General features: G+C 44.0%; 18 protein-coding genes. 13 read left to right on the top strand and 5 right to left on the bottom strand.

Going from position 1 to position 22,430, the window contains the following annotated elements:
* Positions 1-14: 14 nt before the first annotated feature.
* Entirely contained in the window at positions 15-929 is a 915-nt protein-coding gene (locus tag CXF65_RS10675) for an HpcH/HpaI aldolase/citrate lyase family protein (RefSeq protein ID WP_227523254.1), read from the top strand.
* Between the two features lie 30 nt (positions 930-959).
* Here the strand turns inward: CXF65_RS10675 and uvrA are convergent, their stop codons facing one another.
* The gene (gene uvrA / locus CXF65_RS10680) at positions 960-3,557 is read right to left on the bottom strand and encodes an excinuclease ABC subunit UvrA (protein ID WP_101212033.1); all 2,598 of its coding nucleotides are present in this window, start codon (positions 3,555-3,557) and stop codon (positions 960-962) included.
* A 330-nt stretch (positions 3,558-3,887) separates the two neighbouring features.
* On the opposite strand from uvrA, the gene arfB reads away from it, so the two are divergent.
* Positions 3,888-4,301, top strand: coding sequence for an alternative ribosome rescue aminoacyl-tRNA hydrolase ArfB (gene arfB, locus CXF65_RS10685; protein WP_101212034.1), 414 nt, complete (start codon positions 3,888-3,890; stop codon positions 4,299-4,301).
* A gap of 101 nt (positions 4,302-4,402) precedes the next feature.
* On the opposite strand, the gene CXF65_RS10690 is transcribed toward arfB, so the two are convergent.
* Complete coding sequence (locus CXF65_RS10690; RefSeq protein ID WP_101212035.1) at positions 4,403-5,602, bottom strand: sugar transporter; 1,200 nt, start codon at positions 5,600-5,602, stop codon at positions 4,403-4,405.
* Between the two features lie 428 nt (positions 5,603-6,030).
* Here CXF65_RS10690 and CXF65_RS10695 point away from each other — a divergent pair, with 428 nt between their 5' ends.
* The 4 genes from CXF65_RS10695 to CXF65_RS10710 all read left to right on the top strand — a co-directional run bounded on the left by CXF65_RS10695 (position 6,031) and on the right by CXF65_RS10710 (position 11,768).
* Positions 6,031-6,978 carry a LysR substrate-binding domain-containing protein gene (locus CXF65_RS10695; protein WP_101212036.1) on the top strand — a complete coding sequence of 316 codons (948 nt, stop codon included), beginning with the start codon at positions 6,031-6,033 and terminating at the stop codon, positions 6,976-6,978.
* 267 nt (positions 6,979-7,245) lie between these two features.
* The gene (locus CXF65_RS10700) at positions 7,246-8,517 is read left to right on the top strand and encodes an aspartate aminotransferase family protein (RefSeq protein ID WP_101212037.1); all 1,272 of its coding nucleotides are present in this window, start codon (positions 7,246-7,248) and stop codon (positions 8,515-8,517) included.
* Positions 8,518-8,706: 189 nt separating this feature from the next.
* A complete protein-coding gene (locus CXF65_RS10705) occupies positions 8,707-10,107 on the top strand; it encodes a VOC family protein (protein WP_051395060.1) in 1,401 nt (466 codons plus the stop codon).
* Positions 10,108-10,277: 170 nt separating this feature from the next.
* Complete coding sequence (locus tag CXF65_RS10710) at positions 10,278-11,768, top strand: aldehyde dehydrogenase family protein (RefSeq protein ID WP_101212038.1); 1,491 nt, start codon at positions 10,278-10,280, stop codon at positions 11,766-11,768.
* Between the two features lie 99 nt (positions 11,769-11,867).
* Here the strand turns inward: CXF65_RS10710 and CXF65_RS15215 are convergent, their stop codons facing one another.
* The gene (locus CXF65_RS15215; RefSeq protein ID WP_264754737.1) at positions 11,868-11,990 is read right to left on the bottom strand and encodes a hypothetical protein; all 123 of its coding nucleotides are present in this window, start codon (positions 11,988-11,990) and stop codon (positions 11,868-11,870) included.
* A 69-nt stretch (positions 11,991-12,059) separates the two neighbouring features.
* Between CXF65_RS15215 and nhaC the strand changes: the two genes are divergently transcribed.
* The 3 genes from nhaC to CXF65_RS10725 all read left to right on the top strand — a co-directional run bounded on the left by nhaC (position 12,060) and on the right by CXF65_RS10725 (position 15,848).
* Entirely contained in the window at positions 12,060-13,520 is a 1,461-nt protein-coding gene (gene nhaC, locus CXF65_RS10715; protein WP_025650858.1) for a Na+/H+ antiporter NhaC, read from the top strand.
* 17 nt (positions 13,521-13,537) lie between these two features.
* Positions 13,538-14,824, top strand: coding sequence for an NAD(P)/FAD-dependent oxidoreductase (locus CXF65_RS10720; protein WP_101212039.1), 1,287 nt, complete (start codon positions 13,538-13,540; stop codon positions 14,822-14,824).
* Between the two features lie 388 nt (positions 14,825-15,212).
* A complete protein-coding gene (locus CXF65_RS10725; protein ID WP_101212040.1) occupies positions 15,213-15,848 on the top strand; it encodes a hypothetical protein in 636 nt (211 codons plus the stop codon).
* Between the two features lie 153 nt (positions 15,849-16,001).
* On the opposite strand, the gene CXF65_RS10730 is transcribed toward CXF65_RS10725, so the two are convergent.
* Together CXF65_RS10730 and CXF65_RS10735 are read right to left on the bottom strand one after the other, a co-directional pair.
* Entirely contained in the window at positions 16,002-16,883 is an 882-nt protein-coding gene (locus tag CXF65_RS10730; RefSeq protein ID WP_101212041.1) for an alpha/beta fold hydrolase, read from the bottom strand.
* Positions 16,884-16,890: 7 nt separating this feature from the next.
* On the bottom strand, positions 16,891-17,670 hold the full coding sequence (locus CXF65_RS10735; protein WP_101212042.1) for a class II aldolase/adducin family protein: 780 nt from the start codon (positions 17,668-17,670) through the stop codon (positions 16,891-16,893).
* A 660-nt stretch (positions 17,671-18,330) separates the two neighbouring features.
* On the opposite strand from CXF65_RS10735, the gene CXF65_RS10740 reads away from it, so the two are divergent.
* The 4 genes from CXF65_RS10740 (at position 18,331) to CXF65_RS10755 (ending at position 22,361) form a co-directional block, all read left to right on the top strand.
* Positions 18,331-19,650 carry a short-chain fatty acid transporter gene (locus tag CXF65_RS10740; RefSeq protein WP_025650863.1) on the top strand — a complete coding sequence of 440 codons (1,320 nt, stop codon included), beginning with the start codon at positions 18,331-18,333 and terminating at the stop codon, positions 19,648-19,650.
* A gap of 91 nt (positions 19,651-19,741) precedes the next feature.
* Positions 19,742-20,389 carry a glutathione S-transferase gene (locus CXF65_RS10745; RefSeq protein ID WP_101212043.1) on the top strand — a complete coding sequence of 216 codons (648 nt, stop codon included), beginning with the start codon at positions 19,742-19,744 and terminating at the stop codon, positions 20,387-20,389.
* A 380-nt stretch (positions 20,390-20,769) separates the two neighbouring features.
* A complete protein-coding gene (locus CXF65_RS10750; protein WP_025650865.1) occupies positions 20,770-21,489 on the top strand; it encodes a hypothetical protein in 720 nt (239 codons plus the stop codon).
* 158 nt (positions 21,490-21,647) lie between these two features.
* Positions 21,648-22,361 (top strand): DUF6977 family protein, encoded by a 714-nt coding sequence (locus CXF65_RS10755; RefSeq protein ID WP_025650866.1) that lies wholly within the window; start codon positions 21,648-21,650, stop codon positions 22,359-22,361.
* Positions 22,362-22,430 lie beyond the last annotated feature (69 nt).

Genomic DNA, 22,430 nt, shown 5'->3' on the forward strand with positions numbered 1-22,430 from the left:
TTGTGAGGATAACGATGAAAACAACAATAGAAACCACAATAGAAGCAAATATGAAAAGTCCTATTAAAGATAAAAAGCAGCCTCATCATAATGTAATGATAAACAATCATATAAAAACGAAGACGTGGCTATTTGTCCCTGCGACTCGAATCGATAGAGTAGCAAAAGCCTTTGTGAGCGGCGCAGATGCAGTGATTGTCGATCTAGAAGATGCGGTCGCCTGCGAAGATAAAACGCAAGCTCGCGACTCTGTAAAAAGTTATTATGACGAGCAGGATAATGTACAAAACCCACGACCGATTTGGCTACGTATCAATAAAGCGGGTAGTGATGAGTATAAAAAGGATTTAGAATTGTGCCAACAGCTGCCTAATCTGGCGGGTGTCGTATTGGCGAAAGCCGAACAAGCATCGGATATTGAAGCAGTTTATCAAGCCACTAACTTATCGGTAATTGCCTTAATAGAAAGTGCGCTTGGTCTGTATCAGATAGACGAGATGGCAAAAGCATCAGGGCTGTTGACATTTAGCTATGGTTTTTTAGATTTGTGTAATGACTTGGGTGTCACTGTTGGAACGCCAGCAGCAGACATCATCGCCAATCAGATTCGCTATCAATTAATCTTAACGGCAACAGTACATCAATTATTAGCGCCTATTGATACGGTTTATCCTGACTTTAAGGACGACGAAGGTTTAAGTGCTACAGTACAGCTTTGGTCACAGATGGGCATGTCAGGGATGCTGTGTATTCATCCCAAGCAAGTCGCCACCGTGCAAGCATCTTTACAACCAACAGAGAGCGAATTGTCATTTGCCAAACAAGTGCTAGAAGAGTACGACAGAAGCGGACAAGCGGTGTTTAAAATAGCAGGTCAGATGGTCGATGCGCCCGTAATCGAGCGCTGCCGTCAGTTGCTGAGTGGATAAAAGGTTGTTAATAGAGTGCGCCGAAATAGGCTAAAAAAGTAAAAAAGGCGCAGTACGGCTGGTTTTTGACTTTGCGACTTCTGCTGGCGTGCCTTCTACCACAATAAGACCGCCCTCATCACCAGCACCCGGACCCATATCGATAATCCAATCGCTGTTGCTAGCGACTTGCATATCGTGCTCAACCATAATCACCGTATTACCAGTTGCGACCAGCCCATTTAACTGTGCCATCAGCATCGCGACATCAGAAGGATGTAAGCCAGTCGTTGGTTCATCGAGCACATACAGCGTATCGCCGCGCTGGGTACGCTGCAGTTCGGTAGCAAGTTTGATACGCTGTGCTTCGCCACCAGACAACTCGGTTGCTGGTTGCCCAAGTCTTAGATAGCCAAGCCCAACTTTTAGCAAGGCATCTAAGGCGCGCATTATTGGGGCATCATCAACGAAAAATTCAGAAGCCGCTTCGACTGTCAAATCGAGTACTTCAGCGATGTTTTTGCCTTGATAAGTAATTTCTAAGGTTTCGTCATTGTAGCGCTGACCGTGGCACACTTGGCAAGGCGAGTAAACACTCGGCAGAAATAGCAGCTCAACGCTGACAAAACCGACGCCTTCGCAATTTGGGCAACGTCCTTTTTTAACGTTAAATGAAAAACGTCCAGCATCATAGTGCCTTGCTTTTGCTACTTTGGTGGCAGCAAATAACTTGCGCACATGGTCAAACAGTCCAGTATAAGTGGCCAGATTTGAGCGCGGTGTGCGCCCGATGGCTTTTTGGTCGACAGTGACTAAGCGTTTGATATGCTCCATACCACTGACTATCTCACCGCCTATTGGCGTTTCTTGTTCTTGCTCCAGTAAAGCCGCTTCATCGGTGGGTGCTTCAATCACGGTTTTTTGCCCTAGCGCATTGTAGACCAGTTCAACCAACGCTTGACTGACCAAACTCGATTTCCCCGAACCTGAAACGCCCGTCACTGTGGTTAATACCCCTAAAGGAAATGCCGCATCTAGCCCTTGTAAGTTATTACGCTCGATATTGGCAAGTTTTAGCCAATGATTAGGTTGTCTTGGCTGCTGGCTTGTTAATTGCTGGGCTTTTGGTTGCTGGGCTTTTGATTTTTTATTTTTGGAATCCCCATGAAAAAGATATTGTCCAGTATAAGAATCAGAGATATCTTGCAAGCCTGCGACAGGGCCGCTATAGATGATTTCACCGCCATGACTGCCCGCTTTTGGTCCGACATCGACTATCCAATCGGCATGGCGAATGACACTGACATCATGCTCGACAATGAATAATGAGTTACCCGCCGCTACCAGTTCATCTAGAGCGCCTAATAGCGCCTGAGTATCGGCAGGATGCAGGCCAGCGGACGGTTCATCGAGTACATAAACCACGCCAAATAGTTTAGAGCGAATTTGAGTGCCAAGTCTTAGGCGCTGTAGCTCACCGGGCGATAAGGTAGGCGTGGTACGTTCAAGCGATAAGTAACCTAGCCCAAGTCTGGTTAACGCTTCTACACGCGATAAAATATCGCTGGTAATACGCTTGGCAACAATGGCTTTTTCACGGTCGGGCATATCATCGCTGAGTTTTTTATTGGCAGCGTCGTGAAGTTTTAGCGCCAGTTCAGTCAAGGTTAATTGTGACAACTCGCCAATATCAAGCCCTGCAAATTTAACCGACAGCGATTCTTGTTTTAACTTTTTGCCATGGCAGCTTGGGCATTCTGAAATTTGCATGAACTGCGCCACGCGTTTTTTGGTACGTGGACTTTGGGTGGTGGCAAAAGAATGTAAGACGAAATTTTTTGCACTGGTAAAAGTGCCTTTATAATTGGGTTTTTCACCTTTTTTAATCGCCTCGCGTACTTGCTCGAGATTGTATTCTGGGTAAACCGGCACTTCTGGGGTTTCATTGGTAAATAAAATCCAATCGCGGGTTTCCTTGGGTAAGGTGTTCCAAGGTTTATCGATATCGTAGCCAAGTGTGGTCAATATCCGGCTCAGATTTTGCCCTTGCCATGCTGGTGGCCAAGCAGCAATGGCGCGTTCTCGAATGGTTTTCGTCTTGTCAGGCACGAGCAAATCTTCTGTGACCTCAAACACGCGGCCAATACCTGAGCAAGTAGGGCAAGCACCTTCTGGCGTATTTGGCGAAAAGGCATCGGCATATAGCATGTCTTGCCCAGCAGGGTATTCGCCTGCTCGCGAGTACAGCATGCGTAGACCATTTGAAATCGTCGTCACGCTACCAACCGATGAACGTACCGACGGCGTACCGCGCTGCTGTTGCAGGGCGACGGCGGGCGGTAAGCCTTCTATCGAATCGACATCAGGATCGCCAACTTGGTCAATCAAGCGCCGTGCATAGGGCGATACCGAATCAAGGTAGCGGCGTTGCGACTCAGCAAACAAGGTACCAAATGCCAGTGACGATTTGCCTGAGCCTGATATACCGGTAAAAACGACCAACGCATTACGCGGTAAATCCACATCGACATTTTTGAGATTGTGCACCCGCGCGCCCCTAACTTGAATGCTTTGTGCAGCGGTAAGGTTGTGGTTTTTGAGAGAAGTGTTAGATTTTTTATGATTAGATTTGTTATTATTGGTCGTCATACAACGCTTATTCCTTTGACTAAAAACGGCTTGTTAACGCTTTGATTCAACAATACCGTGTCTGTTTGATACTGTGTTCTTTTAATATCGTATCTGCTTAAAGTCATCCTACCACCTTAAAATCAAATCACTGCGCAGGCTTACGCTTTATACACAGAGGATAGACACAGCAACGTCAAACGATAACATTTATAAGGTTTACCCGATAAATTGCAGATTATAGAGGTTAAGAAATACGGCGTTTTGGCCGCTATTAAGCGGGCAAGTGGCGCGTTAACTGGGAATGCTTTATCATTAACCTTATCTATCAATCATTTATAAAAGTATTTTATGATTTTTATCAGCAATACCATTAGCCTGAATGACAGTGAAGTAGAGATTAGCGCCATACGTGCGCAAGGGGCAGGCGGGCAAAACGTTAATAAAGTCTCTTCTGCGATTCATTTGCGTTTTGATATTCATGCCTCAAGCTTAAGCGATGTCATTAAGCAGCGTTTATTGGACAGCAAAGACAGCCGAATCACCAAAGAAGGTGTGCTTATTATTAAAGCGCAGCAGTTTCGTACCCAAGAACGTAATCGAATTGATGCCTCGGAGCGGCTGCAAAGCTTTATTATAAAAGCCACTCATGTCAATAAAACCCGTAAAGCGACCAAACCTAGCAGAAATGCCAAACGTAAACGCGTCGATCAAAAAACCCAGCGCGGTAAGACCAAAGCTTTACGCGGTAAGGTAGATTTTTAAATAAACGGCTTACTCGGTTTTTTAATAAGCCAAACAGCAAAATGCCAGCCCATTTAATTGGCTGGCATTGTGTATAGGCTTATTTACTATCAAATTTTTAGCTAACCAAGTCTTCTACTTAATTCAGGAAAGCGCTTTATCATAAATAACATCAGTAGCAGTGACACACTGGCGATAGCGGCACCAACATAGCCGACGCTTGATATTGAAATATGCGTTACTGCATAACCACCAAACAGCGCACCTGCGCCAATGCCTAAATTAATAATCCCTGAGAACATCGACATCAGCATGTCTTGCGCCGTGACATCGACCATGATGACTTTGGCTTGCATAGAGATAATCAGCAGCATCAGCGCCGCGCCCCACAGTAACGCAATGAAACTCAGCGCCCAGATAGAGGTCACGGCAAACAATAGTACCAGCATAGATATCAGCATTAATATGATCGATATCAGCATCAATCTGGTATTAAAACGATCACCCCAGCGACTGAATATCACACTGCCTGCAATCCCTGCTACTCCAAATAATAGCAAGACAACCGTCACGGCGTTTTCACTAATAGCGCCAACCTGTCGCATAAAGGGTTCGATATAAGAGTAAGCGGTATAGTGCGCGGTAAAGACCAGTAAAATGAGTAGATACAAACAGACCAATAAGGGATTTTTGAGCAATTCTGGGATTTTTCTAAACGAGCCTTCAAACATACTTGGTAGCGTTGGCAATAGCCTGGCTTGCAAGATAAACACGATAAAAGCAATCACGCCAATACCGCCAAAGGTTGCCCGCCAACCAAACCATTGACCGACTAAGCGCCCTAGTGGCACGCCGAGCACCATCGCCAATGAAGTACCGGTCGCAAGTACGCTAAGTGCCAGTGCTTTTTTGCCTTCTGGTGCTACGCGTATCGCAATCGCTGCGGTGATTGACCAAAATATCGCGTGCGAAAGTGCAATACCAACACGGCTAATCAGCAATATATCAAAGCTCCAAGCAAATACTGATAACACATGGCTGGCAATAAAAACCACAAACAAGCCCAAAAGTAAGCTTTTACGCTCAAATCGGCTGGTGAGCAGCATCAATGGCAATGACATGGCCGCGACAATCCACGCATACAGCGTCAACATCCAGCCAGTTTCTGCTGTAGTGATGGAAAAATCTTGGGCGATGTCACTTAATAGGGCAACGGGGACAAATTCGGTAGTATTCATAATAAAGGCGCTGACGCCCATCAAAAATACTTGGAAATACTGAGTTCGGCGAGCATTTGCGCTCACCTCAAGGTTATGTTTCATATGATCCAATACAAATAAAGAAGGCGCTAATAGTGCAAATTAGCTGAAAAATAATTCATGAGTTTAAGCGTGATGTCGGAAATACATGGCGGCATAGGTCGTAATGATGAAAAAGAGGAGGGCAAGATAGCAAATCAGTTGCGGTATGTCAGAGCCTATCATCAGACCCTACTATTTTATCAGGAATCGACCGTTTTTTTGTAGGAGAGTCTTTAAAATTGGCGACCGAGTAACTGGTTGAATGGTTAAGTAAATCCGATGATGGCATCAGTGTCAGTTACATAGTGCTTATAGTGAGGTATCGCTATTTACGCTTGAATATAGGTATGATGACGCCATAAGGATAGGCATAGGCTAGGAATGCCTGATAACGTGATTTTAAATAATCATTGATATTTTACTAAGATGGGATAAAAGAAAAGCAATCTATGAAAACCGACACCAATAAACCATTAGCCTTTAGACGATACCCTTCAACGACGGCGCTGCAATGTTTTGAGACCGCTGCCCGTCATTTGAGTTTTACTAACGCGGCGCAAGAGATGCACATGACCCAAAGCGCTATCAGTAAGCAAGTGGCGCAGTTGGAGGAGATGCTAAACCTGTCTTTGTTTTATCGGACGCCGCACCGGATTTCACTGACCCCTGCTGGCAAGTCATATTATCTTGAAGTATTAGAGATTTTAAAACATATCGAGGTGGCGACCACCAATTTGATGTCGCATAGCAGTAATACCGAGCTGCTAAAAATCGTCTCACATCCGACATTTTGTGCCCGTTGGTTGATTCCAGCACTCAGTGGCTTTAGTCAAGAATATCCGCTTATTAACTTGGATATTAAAGAGCTGGCGGGGCCATTTTTTTCTGAAGACCAAAATGTCGATATTGCTTTTTTATATGGTGATGGCATGTGGAGCAATATGGAGGCCATAAAGCTGTTCGATGAATACTGCGTTGCGGTCTGTCAGCCGCAGTATTTGCGAGATAAAACACTGAGTACTGAGTGTATAAATGACTATGTGTTATTGCAAATAAGTTCGCGCTTAAGTGCGTGGTATGAGTACTTTAAGCAAAAAGATATCAGCGTCGATGGCACCTTTGTAGGTCCACGTTTTGAGACTTTCCATGCTTGTATTTCTGCCGCCTTACTGGGCTATGGTATAGCCTTAGTGCCGTTACGTTTGGTTGAGCCCGAGCTACAATCAGGCGCTTTAGTGCTGGCGTGGGATTATGCGGCAAAGGGTCGCGGCAGCTATTATGTGACTTATCCTGTTGCTTCAGGGCAATCGCATAAGGTCAAAGCGGTTTTAGAATGGATTACGGCTTATTTAGCAATCTCAGATGAGCGTGAAAAGGCGTTAGGGTTGGTTTTATAATGTCACTTACGTTTATTTATAACCTAAAGTATTTTTTATAGCACTGGTCTTGTTATTTTATCCTACAAAGTTGTTTGCTGTGAAAACTTAACAAGCTAAACAAAAAAACTGCCTTGATACGCAGTTTTTTGTTTTTAAAGGATTCGTTTAGGGAGCTAATTTACTGGCAATGACAAAAAGGAATGCCACCACAACTATTATTCGTTTGCTGCCGGAATGATGTTTTGTTGAAATGAGTCTAACTCAAGGAAGAGATAGAGATTCATCATGGACAAGCTTTATAACGTGACCGATGCCTTTACGATGGTGCATCCGCTCACGCTCGTCAAAGGCAAAAATGCCAGAGTTTGGGACGACAATGACCGCAGCTATATCGATTTTGTCGGCGGTATCGGCGTTTTAAACTTTGGTCATTGCCATCCTCACATCGTTGACGCCATCATTCAGCAAGCCCAGGCGCTGATTCACTATGCCTACAATGCGGCAGCGCATCAGCCGTATCAAACCTTTATGCCGCGATTGTGTGAGCTTGTGCCTATTAGCGGCGATCTGGCAGGGATGCTCACCAACTGCGGCGCAGAAGCAACCGAAAACGCTATAAAGATAGCACGCATGAAGACGGGTCGCACAGGCGTCATTGCGTTTGATGGTGGCTTTCATGGGCGCACACTGGCTGCGGTCAATCTCAATGGTAAGGTCGCGCCTTATAAGCGCGGGCTTGGTGCATTAGGGAGCGGCGTTTATCATATTCCTTTTCCCAGCCCCGATAACAATATCAGCGACGAGCAAGCGATTGATGCGCTCCAGCGTTTATTTATGGTAGAAACCGATATCGATAATATCGGTGCCATCATCGTCGAACCTGTACAAGGGGAAGGCGGTTTTCAATTGTTATCGCCCACCTTTGCGCAATATCTACGTAAGTTTTGTGATGAGCACGGCATGTTACTCATCATGGACGAAATTCAATCCGGTTATGGTCGTACGGGTACGCCGTTTGCTTTTACCCATTTAGGGATTGAGCCTGACCTTATTTTACTTGGCAAGAGTATCGCAGGCGGCTTGCCATTAGGCGCAGTCATCGGCAAGGCTAGTGTGGTCAATGGTCTTCCTAAAGGCAGTTTGGGCGGTACTTATTCTGGCAATCCAGTTGCTTGCGCCGCTGCCAATGCCACGCTTGATATCATGCAAGCTAATGACGTTTGGCAGTCAGCCAAGCATTATGCCCAGACGATTGAGACGACCATCAGCCAATGGCAGCAAGAAGGTATCTCACCTTGGTTATTTGGTCTTACTGGTATCGGTGCGATGCGCGGTATCGAGCTGCGCCATCCTGAGCATGATGTGCATCCAAGTGTGATGGCGCAAGTATTAACCAAAGCCCGCGAGCGTGGTCTATTGCTGATGCCAAGTGGGCAATATCGCCATATCATTCGCTTATTACCGCCACTTACCATAGATTCTGACACCCTAAAAGAAGGGTTGGATATTCTAAAAGAGGTACTCATCGCGCTTCCTGATGGATTGCCTGCCGCTTAATGTTTAGGAGTGCTTAGGCGTGCTGAGGATAGATAGCGCATCGTCATAACCAAATGCTCGAAACAAAATACTTATTATTAAGCTAAAGATTTATTAACTCTATTACAAGGATGTTTATTTGTGAAAAATAGTAGCGTCAGTCCAGATAAGGATTTTATCTGCAGCGATGATATCCGCCATGATTTCTCTATGGCCATGTCAGCGATGTACCAAGATGAGGTGCCGCTATACGGCGATTTGGTTGATTTGGTCAGTGATGTCAATGTCGAAGTATTAACCTCACATCCCGATATTAAATCACAACTGCTGCATACGGGCGAGATTGAGCGTCTAAGCATGGAGCGTCACGGGGCAATTAGGCTAGGTAGCGCAGCAGAGCTGAGCATGATGCGCCGTCTTTTTGCCGTGATGGGTATGCACCCTGTCGGCTACTACGATTTAGCGCCTGCTGGCGTGCCGGTGCATTCAACAGCTTTTCGCGCACTTGACTCGCATTCATTGCATAAAAGCCCCTTTCGCGTTTTTACCTCGTTATTGCGTTTAGATTTGATTGCCGATGAAAATTTACAACAAGAAGCCACGGCCACACTGGCGCAGCGTCAGATATTCACTACTGGCGTCATTGAGCTTATTGAAGTCTTTGAGGCGCAAGGTGGTTTGACTACTGAGCAAGCAGAGCAATTTGTCCAAGAAGCGTTAGAGACATTTCGTTGGCATGATAAAACGCCGGTGGCAAAAGCGCTCTATCAGCGTCTATTAAATCAGCATCCGCTCGTCGCTGATGTGGTCGGCTTTAAGGGTCCACATATCAATCATTTAACGCCTCGAACCTTGGATATTGATGCCGTACAACAAGGCATGCAAGCAAGAGGCATACCCTCAAAAGCCATTATCGAAGGGCCACCGCGTAGAGCGTGTCCTATCTTATTAAGGCAAACCAGTTTTAAAGCGCTACAAGAAGCGGTTGGCTTTAAAGTTGCTAATAACTCAGACGCTAGCCATGAAGAGTACGAGCAAGGGCATCATACCGCGCGCTTTGGAGAGATTGAGCAACGCGGTGTGGCGTTAACACAAAAGGGCCGCGCGCTTTATGATGAATTATTGGCCGCAGCTCGCCGCCAGCTTGGTGCTACCCCAAATGAGGACAATGCGGCTCAGTATAATCAAATTTTAACTGAGGTATTTACCGCTTTTCCTGATGATTATCAAACTCTACACGATGAGGGGCTGGCGTATTTTTATTACCAGTTGACGGACAGCACCCTTGATTCTGAGGACGGTCAAGCGTTGTTGGCCGGCAGCTTAAGCAATGATGATTTGAATAAACTGCCTAATGCTAAGCTGACTGCTCTGATTAATGATGAAGTGCTTCGCATTGAACCCATCGTTTATGAGGACTTTTTGCCTGTCAGTGCCGCCGGTATCTTTCAATCGAATCTGCAACAGGCGCAGCCAAGCCAATATGATGGTTACTCAAGCCAACAAGAGTTTGAACGTGATTTGGGGGCAGTCATTTACGATGAGATGGCATTGTATGAAGCGATGCAGGCGCAAAGCCTTGAGCAGTGCCTGTCTAGTGTCAATATTTAGTAAAATTTAGGCTAAAAATAGCCAGCGTATAGCCGACTTATTACTACGTCATTCCAAAAAGGAATGACTGCAAGAAATTTATTATTTTGCAACTTAGTAGGTAGCAGGGTAATTTTATAAGTCAGTCAAGGACGTAGTAAACCATTATACCAATAAGCAAAGGATTGATTATGATTAAGCAATACATGTCTGCCATGGGTGTCAAAGAAGAACAATATCAACATGGCGATTTTGAAGTCAATACGCCTATAGACGGTACGGTTATTGGCAAGATAACTCTAGATAGCGTTGATGATGTTAATAATAAAATCCAAAATGCCAAACAAGCCTTTCAAGAATGGCGTGTCGTTCCTGCCCCTAAACGTGGTGAGCTGATTCGTCTGTTGGGTGAAGTCCTGCGTGAACACAAAGAAGACTTAGGTATCTTAGTATCGCTAGAAGCCGGAAAAATCAAAGAAGAAGGCCTTGGCGAAGTACAAGAAATGATTGATATTTGTGACTTTGCCGTGGGCGTATCGCGTCAGCTTTATGGTCTAACCATCGCCTCAGAACGCCCAGGTCACCACATGCGTGAGACATGGCATCCACTTGGCGTCATCGGCGTCATCTCTGCCTTTAACTTCCCAGTCGCCGTTTGGTCTTGGAATACGGCACTGGCCATCGTCTGTGGCAACCCTGTCATCTGGAAACCTTCAGAAAAAACCCCACTTGTCGCCTTAGCTTGCCAAGCGTTATTTGAAAAAGCCTTGGCAAAATTTGGTGAAGCACCAGCACATTTATCGCAAATTATATTGGGCAAAACCGATATAGGTAATGCGTTGGTTGAAAACAAAGACATCGCTTTAGTCAGTGCCACCGGTAGTACGCGCATGGGCCGAGAAGTGGGGCCAAAAGTCGCTGAGCGTTTTGGTAAATGCTTGCTTGAGCTTGGCGGTAATAACGCCATGATTTTGGCACCCACTGCCGATTTAGATTTGGCACTACGTGGCATTTTATTCTCAGCAGTAGGAACGGCAGGGCAGCGCTGCACCACCTTACGCCGTCTGTTCGTTCATGAGTCGGTCAAAGACGATATCTTACCGCGCGTTAAGTCTGCATACGAGACGGTGAGCATCGGCCATCCGCTTGAAGGCAATTTGGTCGGTCCACTGATTGATGAAGACAGCTTTAATAATATGCAAGCGGCGTTAGAAAAGGCTCGCAATACTGGCGGTAAAGTCACAGGCGGCGAACGGGTGCTGATGGATAAATTCCCCGATGCTTATTATGTGACCCCTGCGATTGTTGAGCTTGATGAGCAAAATGACGTGGCACGTAGTGAGACGTTTGCGCCTATTTTATATGTCATGCCTTATAAAGAATTTGACGATGCGCTAGCGATGCAAAACGATGTGCCACAAGGGCTGTCATCTTGTATCTTTACCAATGACTTACGTGAAGCTGAAACGTTCCTCAGTGACCGCGGTAGTGATTGCGGTATCGCCAACGTCAATATCGGCACCAGCGGTGCTGAGATTGGCGGCGCATTTGGCGGCGAAAAAGAAACCGGCGGTGGTCGTGAATCAGGTTCTGATGCATGGAAAGCTTATATGCGTCGTCAGACCAATACGGTCAACTATTCAACCGAGCTGCCACTGGCGCAAGGCATCAACTTTGGCTAGTAAGAATGTGATGTGATGTGATGTGACGCTTGTTAAGTAGGCTCAGCGCCTATTTAACAAGCCAAGTATCAATTGTTTTGGTAGCCAATTATTAAGTATTTATTGTTTTGGTATGAAAGCCTGCGCAAGTGATGAATAACTATTCATGATTTCAAAAACAGGTTTTTTTACTCCCTTTTTAGTACTCTTTTCAGCGTTTTTTTTAGCATTATCAGCAGCCATGGATTGGTTGTTCCCACTACTGTTATATCTATGACAACAGTAACCACTACTAAGGAAGGTAGGTGTCTTATGATGGATGATAAACCTTATGACGAAGCTAAAGATGGCTACGGTCCGTCTTCTAGTTTTTTATTAGATATTGCACCTCTGGTGTTGACTGCCATTATTCTGATGGTGCAGTTTTTTGTATTCAAAGATTTTACCCCTCACATTCCCTTAGCTTGCGGTCTTTTAATCACCGGCTTGTTTATGAAGCTGCGTGGCCGTGATTGGGACGGCATGGAACAACGCTTTTTAAAGGTTGTTAAAATTGGTCTACCGGCCATGATTATCTTGATGGGCGTTGGTATGCTCATCGGGGCTTGGATTATCGCTGGTACCGTCCCTACGATTTTATACTACGGTTTTAGCATTTTTTCCCCTTCATCATTTCTAGTCTCCGTTTGTCTTATCTGCGCCATTATTTCTGTCGCAACCGGTACCTCTTGGGGCACGGTTGGTACAGTCGGTCTTGCTATGATGGGTATTGGGCTAGGCTTGGGAATCCCGCCGTCACTAACGGGCGGCGCTATCGTTTCTGGTGCTTTTTTTGGCGACAAGATGTCTCCTCTATCAGACACCACCAACTTAACGCCAGCAGCGGCTGGTGTTGAGCTTTGGGATCATATTCGCGGCATGTTGCCAACGACTGTACCTGCCATGGTGACTGCATTAATTATCTATGCTTGGATTGGGATGGGTTACGGTGCAGAAAATGTCGATTTATCTTCGATCAAAGAAATTCAAACCTCACTAGCGGCCAACTATAACTTGAGCGTGATTACTTTATTACCTGCTGTAGTCGTTGTCATTGCGGCGGTAATGAAAATGCCCGCTATTCCAACGGTATTATCAGGTGTAGTAGTTGCAGGCTTAGTCGCGTTCTTTATGCAAGGCGTGGGTGTTCACGATATCTTTAACGTCCTACAAAATGGCTTTGTCAGTGAGACAGGCTTTGCTGTCGTCGACCAACTGCTGTCTAAAGGCGGCATTATGTCAATGACTTGGGTTGTGACCTTGACCATCTTTGCCTTAGCCTTCGTTGGTGCCATTGAGCATTACGGTACGCTCAAAGCCATCATGGCAAAAATTAATAAGATGGTGAAATCAAGATTTGGCTTAGTAATTACCACTTATCTCAGCACTCTTGGTGTCGGTACGCTCATCGGTGACGTCTATACCACACTGGTATTGCCAGGCCGTCTACTCAAAGACAAATATCAAGAAATGGGCTATAAGCGCACGACGCTTACGCGCTCTATTGAAGATACCGGCACTCTGTTATCTCCTCTGATTCCTTGGAACATGGGTGGTAGTTTCGTTGCGGCAACACTAGGTATTGCGACCCTTACTTATGCGCCCTTTGCCTTTGCCTGCTGGTTATCGCCGCTATTTGGCTTGCTATGGGTATTCTTAGATAAATTTATTCCCCGTGAAGAACCTACTGTTAATAACGACACAAGCACGCTCTCCACTGTAGACAACGTGTAATTTATAAGGAATATAAGATGTTGCAAGAGCAATGTTTGTGGAATATGACCGCACCTATTATTGATACCTACAGCCAGATGAATAGCGATACTGAAGCAACTATCTGTATTATAGGCGGCGGTTATACCGGGTTATCGGCTGCGATTCATTTGGCAGAAAAAGGTGTCAAAGTTATCCTCTTAGAGAGCCATACCATTGGCAGTGGCGGTTCAGGAAAAAGCGTAGGGCTCGTCAATGCAGGTACTTGGGCGCGCCCTGATGATTTGAATATTGCGCTAGGTGAAGCAGCAGGTGAGCGTTTAACTGAAGCCCTTGGACAAGCCCCAAGCTTAGTATTCGACTTAATCAAGCGTTATAATATCGATGCACAAGCCACTCAAGCTGGCAATATCCACATGGCACATAACGCTAAAGGTGAAGTCGATGTCGATGTTAGATACGAGCAGCTAAGTCGTCGCGGCGCGAATGTTGAGGTATTGACCGGCAGCAAATGCCATGAGTATTGTGGGACTAAGAACATCAATAAGGCACTACTTGATCACCGTGCTGGTACCATAAACCCGCTGGCTTATGTCAGAGGACTGGCCAAAGTAGCGGCCAGTCTTGGTGTCACTATCTACGAACATTCAGCCGTTGAGGCACTAGAAAAAGTAGACGGTCATTGGTATACAAGAACCACTAAAGCGCGCGTGAAATCTGAGCGCGTCATTATTGCAACCAACGCTTATACCGAAGGCGAGTGGACAGAAATCAAAAAGACGTTTTATCTAGTGTATTACTATCAGATTGCATCTGAGCCGCTCAGCGGAGAGGCGGCAGATCGTATTTTGCCATACAAAACAGGGGCATGGGATACACGCTTGGCCTTGTCTAGCTTTCGCCGTGATGACGATGATCGTCTATTATTGGGAACAGTTGGTGGTACGCAGCTTAAACCAAAATCCTTTTATCAATCATGGGCCAATGCTGTGCAACAAAGCTATTATCCAGATTTACCAGCATTTAAGTGGCAGTATGAGTGGACTGGTAGCTTCGGCTTTACGCAAGATCATATCTTTCGAGTCATGGAACCCGCTGAAGGTTTACTGACAGCAACGGCTTATAACGGTCGCGGCATTACCACAGGCACGCTGATGGGTAAGTGCTTTGCAGATTATATAATGACAGGTAATAGGGACAGTATTCCCTTGCCATTTAAGACTTTAGAAGAGGCAAAAATATCTTTTGGAGGCATTAAGTCTGGCTTTACTGAGCTGGGACTGACTTTATATCATGCAGGTCAATGCCTAAGAATCATTGGATAACTTTATATTGGATAACTTTATTGAGTTATCGTCTGATTTTGCTAAAGTTCTTTTAAATATAAAGATATTTAGAGTTTTACGATGATAGGAAGACATTAATACTTGTTTGATTACTAAAGCGTATTAATATCCATATTTATTTTCTAGTATCTGATATGCTATTATCCTTGAGTCACTATCGTGGGTTTAACAGTTTTGTATCGTCATCCGTTATTTTAATTAATGACAGCGTACAAACCTTGCAACTTCCAGCACGATATAAAACAATTCTGGTAAAGCGCATGAGCCTGTACTCCGACATCCTCATCTGTGCCTGTTTTTATTTGCCTACTTGGGGTTATTTCAACGTTTTTCGTCGGAGTTACAGGAGTCTAAGGTGTTCAATATCATGAGCCACATTGCCAACCAATCCAAATATACTCGTCATTATCATCCACGTCATCTTCTTGCACAGTATGCGATCAATCAGATAGCAACACTTGAGCTGCGTCCGCAAGATATTGTCAAAGCCATGGGTTATCCTATCAAGCATACCATTCCTGCTTGTGAGCGACTGCGTCATGTATTGTCGAACAAATATCTCGGGCTTGATAGCAGCTATCTTGATAAATATTTTACTGCTGATGAGTTTTTAATAGCATTATTTACAGTGCTTGAGATACCTCATGCACCTTTTGCAGAAGATATTGCCCAAATTAAAGATGACTTAACACATTATCCTAGCCGGTTGCCAAAATATAGTTTGCGAGCAGAGGTAAACTTTGAGTTTACTGCGGACGTGAACTGGATGGCTCGTGGTGCTGCTTCGCGCTTGGCTCATATAAGATTGCCAGAGGGATTTGCCAAACTAGATGAGTCTGAGCGAGCGTCGATAGTGAAAAAAAGTATCTACAAGCATTATCGGCAGCACGAGGGCAACCTACCTTATAATGGTATGGTTAAAGGTTATCAATTAATCACTGAACAGCGTAATGAAGTGGTTGATAGCGTCAAATATGCTCTACCAGAATCTAAAGCGTGTTAAGTTTTAAATGTTAAATGCCAAAGGTCGAAGGTCGAAGCAAAGCCTGACGGTAATGTCAGACCGCTGACAGTGGTGACGAGTGCGAGATTTGACTAGTCACTTAACGACGCTTTTTCACATACCTTTCCTTGCTCATTTTGGTGCAGATATTCTTTAATTCACATTACTTCTAAAGCTTAGGTATTCGGCGGTGACAGCATCGGCATCTTCAATTTGTGGATAATGTCCCAACGCTGACATCTCAGCAACATTGGCATTCGGGATCAATTCACGGTAACGCTGAATCATATGTTTACCCGAGATGGGATCTTTGGCACCTGCAACCAGTTTAATTGGTATGCTGCTATTGATAATCGCGTCTACCCAGCGTTCACGATATTGTTGACGTTGTGGTATATAGTTAATCAGTTTATGCATCACTGCTAGACCATTATTATGAGTTAACAGCTGCCATAACGTTTCGATGACCTCAGGGGTTGGCGGCGTTGCTGGCCCAAATATTTGTTGTAAATTATCCGCAAACTTCTGCTTATTAATGAATTTGGATACCAAAGGACCTAAGGGCGACAATAATAATTTTTGAATCAAGATTGGTTTGTGAGTCTCAGGAAACAGGCCACCATTTAGAAAACAAACACTGTCAATGCGCCTTTTACTATTGTCACTACTGCCACTAACTTGCCTAGCTAATAACTCTTGTGCGACTGTGTCACCATAATCGTGTGCCAAAATATGATAGTCATGGATGCCAAGATTTTGCAAAAAAGTCTCAAAAATATCAGCCTGCTCACTAATTAAGTAGCGCGCGTCTTTGGGTTTGTCAGACAAGCCAAACCCCAACATATCGAGAGTGACAACGTAATAATGCTCAGTGAGCTTCTTCCACATACCTTCCCAATCCCAACTGGCACTGGGGAAACCATGAATTAACAGTAATACTGGCGCATTTTTATCTCCACCCTGACGGGTAAAAATTTTCTGACCGTCAATAAATACGAATTGTCCCTGTTGTTGCCATTCATTCAGCGTTATCATTATTGGCTCACTCCTCAAAAGACGGATCAGTTCGGTGCAGCTTTCTTAATAAGGCCGGCCACGCAATATCACCATTGGCTTCTTTAGTTACTTGCTTCGATGCCGCTTGAATGCCAGCCAATATTTGCGGTGATATCAAGGTTAATTCACTGCCGCCGCTCTGCGCTTTGATTTGGACCTCGCACGCTTTTTGCAAGATGTACATGTTTAAAAAGGCATCGGCCACAGTGCTTGCACAAGTGAGCAAACCATGATTGCGTAAAATCATGAAATTGGCTTCTCCAAGATCAGACACTAAGCGCACTTTTTCTTCAGGGTTCAAAGCAACACCTTCATAGTCATGATAAGTCAAGTTAGATAATGGAAATAAGGATTGTTGCGAGATAGGCAATAATCCTTGCTGTTGGGTAGATACAGCCACACCGTCGCTGGTATGGAGGTGGATAACGCAATGGGCATCACTACGAGCTTCGTGGACGGCACTATGAATGGTAAACCCTGCAGGATTGATGTCGAATTCTGATGACGACACTTTTTCACCAGCTTGATTGACTTTGACCAGACTAGAGGCGGTAATCTCTTCAAATAGTAAACCATAAGGGTTAATCAAAAATTCATCCTCAGTATCTGGCACACGTGCCGAAATATGAGTAAAGACCAAATCATCCCAGCCATATAAGGCAATCAATCGATAACAAGCGGCAAGGTTGACTCGCATCTGCCATTCTTGTTCGGTTACATGGTCTTTTACGTGGTCTTTTACATTGAGTGTTGAATTGCTTTTCATTATGTCATCCTTGAATTTCTTAGCTATTTTTGAAAGGCGATGAATCCATCATTTTGTCCGCACGGCTCCCTCAAATCTATATCCTACGATAAGTAAAAGCAATTGAATTCTTTATAAAGATAACTGTTACTCGCTTATGACACGTTTAAGATAGATGTTTGAAATCAATAGATTTCATTTAATTTTTATTTTGATAATTAGATTAAACGTTTGTATCCTCCAATTTTATTTCTCTTGGATTCACCATTGTCATACACTTAAAGGAGCCTATGAGTATCATATCCTTTAAGAGTGAAAATTATTATTGAGGGTCAGTGTTCGCATTGTTATCATAAGCGAGTGAAAGATGTTGCTGCTGTTTATCGTGGAAAAAATAAAAGTTTAAATATTATCTATTTATTGATTGCATCTGACAGATTATCAAAGACTATGAGAGCTTATAAAAAATTTTGATAACTGTTGTTGATCATTAGAAGTCTTTGCAGAGCGATATCGCTCTGCAAAGACTTTTTCTGTTAACTAATGAGACAGAAGATTTTAGACGCTAATACAGCGTAATAAGAGCTAATTCTTGCTGAATGAGTAAGAATATAAAGGAAGAATGAGGTAACATTAGCGTTAGAAGTAAGGGACGATTTTCAATAAAAAGGGAGTTTTACAATGAAGGGAATCACGCGTTTTTCGAATAGTTTGATGGAAAAATACTTACCGGATCCATTTTTATTTGTCATTATCTTAACCGTCGTGATTTTTGGTATGGGCTTAGGTCTAACCGATTCTTCACCGGTACAGATGGTGGCATATTGGGGTGAGGGCTTCTGGGCATTACTCGCGTTCTCAATGCAGATGGTACTGGTACTCGTCACTGGCTTTGTATTGGCAAGCAGCCCAATATTTAAAAAAGGATTGGGCAAACTTGCCGGCTTTGCCAAGTCGCCCGGTAGTGCGATTATTTTGGTAACCTTAGTCTCGCTTGCAGCGAGTTGGATCAACTGGGGATTTGGCTTGGTCATCGGTGCGTTATTCGCCAAAGAATTAGCGAAGCGTGTTGAACATGTCGATTACCGCTTATTGATTGCCAGTGCTTATTCTGGTTTTATTATTTGGCATGCCGGATTCTCGGGATCGATTCCTCTATCGATTGCCACAGAAGGCCATCCGTTCGTTGATAAAATTGGTATTATTCCGACGAGTGCGACTATCTTTGCGAGTTATAATTTAATTATCGTTGCAGCCTTGGTTATTATTGTGCCGTTACTAAACCGTCTGATGATGCCAAAAAAAGAAGATACGGTGACGGTGGATCCAAAAGTGTTGGCTGATCCAATCATTGAGGAACTACCAGAAAAATCAGCCATGACACCAGCAGAGCGTTTGGAAAACAGCTGGATACTATCGATGGTTATCGGTGTCATGGGCATAGCCTTTATCATCTATTATTTTGTGCAAAACGGCTTTGCATTGACGCTCGACTTGGTCAACTTTATGTTCTTGTTCCTTGGCATCATATTTCACGGAACACCGCGCAAGTATTTGATTGCCGTGCAAGAAGCGGTCAAAGGCGCAGGCGCAATTATTGTCCAATTTCCGTTTTATGCAGGCATTATGGGTATGATGACGGCGTCTGGCTTGGCAGCTGTTATGTCAGAAGCGTTCGTCAGCGTTTCGTCAGCAGACACGTTGCCACTTTTTGCCTTCTTAAGTGCAGGACTCGTCAACTTCTTTGTCCCGTCAGGCGGTGGACAGTGGGCAGTGCAAGCGCCGATTATGTTGGAAGCGGCAGAAATGCTTGGTAGTGACCCTGCAAAAGTTGCCATGGCGGTGGCATGGGGCGATGCTTGGACAAATATGATCCAGCCATTTTGGGCATTGCCCGCCTTAGCAATCGCTGGACTAAAAGCCAAAGATATCATGGGCTTTTGTGTCATCGTGTTGATTGTCAGTGGCGTTGTGATTGGTCTGGGATTATTGTTCTTATAAATAAATGCTAAAGTAATGACCTTGCTTTGAGTTAGGGGCGAGGTCTTTTTTATTCTTCTTTCCTGATTTTGAGTTACCTGTGAGAGATATTATGACTGTTCCACTGCATCGCCTGTATTCTTTTCGTCGTTGTCCTTATGCCATGCGTGCTAGGCTTGGCATCTTATTCGCTGAGTTACAAGTGGAGCTGCGGGAGATAACGCTCAAAAATAAACCGATGCAGATGCTAGCGATAAGTCCCAAAGCTACAGTGCCTGTTTTGCAACTGGCTGATGGTAGGGTGATTGAAGAGAGTAGAGAGATAATGGAGTGGGTGCTTGAGCAGCAAGATCCGCAAAGGTTGCTGGATTCAGAGGTTTTGCAACAGGCCAACGCTCTGATCGATAAAAACGATAACGAATTTAAACATTGGCTAGATCGTTATAAATACGCCGACCGTCATCCTGAGATGACCCAGACAGAGTATCGACAACGGGGTGAAGCCTTTTTACAGGTGTTAGAAGAATTGCTGACTCAAAACCCTTATTTGCTAGGCGATAGCATAACGATTGCCGATATTGGCGTCATGCCTTTTGTCCGTCAGTTTGCACATGTGGATCGCGATGTTTTTTATGATCTACCTTACCCAAATCTACAGCGCTGGCTGCAATATTGGCTGGCGCATCCATTATTCCTGCAAGCGATGAGCAAGTATCAGCCTTGGCAGGAAGAGGATGATGTGGTGTTGTTTCCTTCTTAACCCTAAGTGTTTAACGAGAAGGGTTCATTAAGATGAACGTGCGTTATTAACGAGATGCTTAGTGGATATAACCACGCTTCATGGTTAAAAGCAGTATTTGGCCTCCTAAGGCGAAACTGTACGGGTAAAAGTGTATCGACGAGCACTATAAGACGTATAATGGTAACCTGCCGTATAATTGCGTGATTAGTCATTGGTAATTAGTGGTTATCGACTTATCATTAAACAGCGTAATGAGATTATTGATAGCATTGAGTATGAGCTGCCAGAGTGTGAGCTGCCAGAGTGTGAGCGGTATTTTATGTATCACTTATTATCTAATAGCAATTAGCAGCAATAAAAATTTAACAAAGTACCTCCAAATAAAAAGGCCGTCCTGAATGAGCAATAATAACCCGTATAATTTTTTACCTTTGCAGCCGACTGGTAGAAACGAGACTGATACTGCTAACACTTATGCTCCTGAAGACATGATTAAAATATACGAGCAGCAGTTTCTCATTCAAGTACCTGAAGAAAAGCTGACCGAGTTTTTACCCGCGCTAAAGAGTTTTTATGATATTGACAATCATACGTTAGACGTCAGTGCGATTATTTTTGACGCAATCGCGGAGTCCTCTATCATTTATAATCATAAGGTCAAAGCAGGGCGCTATGAAATTCTAGGCGAGTTGGTAAAAGAAGTGATTGAATATGATGAAGACAATAAAAATGATGAAGGTATTGAAGACCTAGACGCTGAAGACAAAGAGATTCAAGCTTATACACTAGAGTGCAAGCGCACCTTTTTCATTAACGATGTAGAGATACCTTATCATTTTAACTTGTTCATTTATGGTGACGGTTATTCTACTTTGACCAAAAAAGAAACCGTATTAGAAAAAATGTACTGGTTCGTTAGAGGCAGATTCGAAGAAAATCTATTGGACGATACCGAAGAGAATGACAGTTTAGACTCGATCAATAAGCAGCTAGCCAGCTTAGGTATTCGAGAAATGGATCTGAACACTATAGATGAGACAGTGAGCTATGTTGAGGACAACATCATAGACGATGCCATGGTGGACGAGCTTAACACCTTATTAGATGCTGCTGAGTAGGTAGCAAGCGCTAAGAGTAGGGTATGTCCTAAATTCGCATGACAGTTATTTTAAAATACTGTTTATGCCAAAGCTGTTATAAAAAAGCCGTTACAAAAGAACATTTATACAAGATTATTGATATAAGGCACATTGCTATGCAACAAACACAGAACCCTGTGGATCAAAGACAAGATGCTGTAGAACATAAACCCGTATTCATGCCGAGAACCAACAGTGATAATCTGGTCAAAACGGACATGGTTCGGTTTGAGCGGCATGTGGGGTTTGCGAGTCGCCAAAAGAAAAAATCCATTAATGATATGCATCAAGTCATTCGTAAAAAGTATGGCTTTAGTCATGTCCTAGAGCTATCGAGTAAATCGGGCAATAAATTGAGTTTTCCGCTCAGTCCATTGAGCTTAAAGCTCACGAATGAGCAAGATGGGCAGCAATATAGTGTCGAAAACGCCTTTCAAAGCAGTATGGTTTTTGAGGATGGTGGCCCTTATATCGACTTGCTAAGTGTGCCGCCAAGACAAGCCAAAAAGGACGAGCGCTTAATAACTTCAGGTGAGCTGATTGGCTATAATTATTTTGGCATGGAATGGAGCGTAGAGCCGTTGACGACATTTTATGACTGGCTGTATATCAATGCCCTAAAGCAAAACCCGCATCTGCATGAGGAAGTCATGCAATATCAGGCCTTTACTGATCGTGAGTTTAATCCCAAAAAATCTATTCATTGTGCCGCTTATGCGCTGGCGATGTTTGTGGCGCTTAATAAACGCGAGTTGCTCGATAACATTGAAGACCCTGCGGTATTCTTCAATTTATATCATGAATTCAAAATAAGTAACACCGAGCAGCTTTTGGAAGAAGGGTGGGTTTGATTGCTCTGTGCTTTCAATTTGATATATGAAGTCAATTTGTTTTCTAAAAGCGACGATACAAATGAGCAC

Source organism: Psychrobacter sp. Sarcosine-3u-12, from assembly GCF_002836005.1.
Lineage (GTDB): Bacteria > Pseudomonadota > Gammaproteobacteria > Pseudomonadales > Moraxellaceae > Psychrobacter > Psychrobacter okhotskensis.